The organism is Mesorhizobium sp. M7A.F.Ca.US.011.01.1.1, assembly GCF_003998295.1.
GTDB lineage: Bacteria > Pseudomonadota > Alphaproteobacteria > Rhizobiales > Rhizobiaceae > Mesorhizobium.
On record NZ_RZRT01000203.1, the window covers coordinates 1 to 832 of the forward strand.

1 protein-coding gene is annotated in these 832 nt (G+C 64.7%); it reads right to left on the reverse strand.

Annotated elements, in window-relative coordinates:
* On the reverse strand, positions 1-832 hold an 832-nt coding region (locus EOA13_RS37325; RefSeq protein ID WP_206535384.1), incomplete at both ends, for a strawberry notch C-terminal domain-containing protein.

The window sequence follows — 832 nt, forward strand, 5'->3', positions numbered from 1 at the left end:
GCGTCGGCGCGATGTGACGGCCGATGATGCGCTCCCCGGCATCAGTCTGGATTCGATAGACTCGACAGTCGTCGTCCGGCAGCCGACGCCAGATCGGCAACAGCAGGCCCGTCACGATGTGAAAGGTGCTGGTGGTAAACTCGGGGACGGCAGCGACTTCCGAGTCCCACAGCTCGCAGAATAGTTTCCGGTCGGCGGGCTGCCAATGTGTTTCGGCAAGGGCGTCGAGGCTGAAGCGCAGCTCGTCCGTCGGCCGCAGCAGGCGCACGCGATGCTCTATCGCGCCGTCGTCGAGCATGAGGCTCGCCGTCGGCAGCCGGATCGCCGCGCGGCTCGACCGTGTGTTCACCAGCAGAACCGATTGGGGCTCCGCACGGGCAATGGCCAGCGCATCAATGAGCCCGAGCGGCCGGATGCGGTCCTTGCGCGCGACTGTCAGCACATGCGACTGCGCGCCGGAGACTGGATGGGTATAGACGGTCCTACGATCAGTGACGACGATGCTCTCCGCCGTGATCGTCTCCAGGCCCTTGTCGTAGTTGCCGGCGGCGATGGCGCCTTCTATTCTTCCCGCCATCAACTGCTCGAACACCTCGAACAGCAAGTTCTGGGTTTCGATGCGCAACGCCAGCAGGCGATTGAGCCAGGTCGTGATTGGCGGCAGGTCGTCGCGCAGCCCGCCCTCGTCAGTCGTCAGCGACAGTCCGGTCACGGTCTCGAAGGTCGTGAGCGAGCAGCCCCCGATCTTGCCCTGGTGCAGCAGCATGTAGAATTGGCGAAGTGCGGCCCGCGCGTAGGGGCTTTCGAGATTGTCTTCGGCACGGAACAGCCC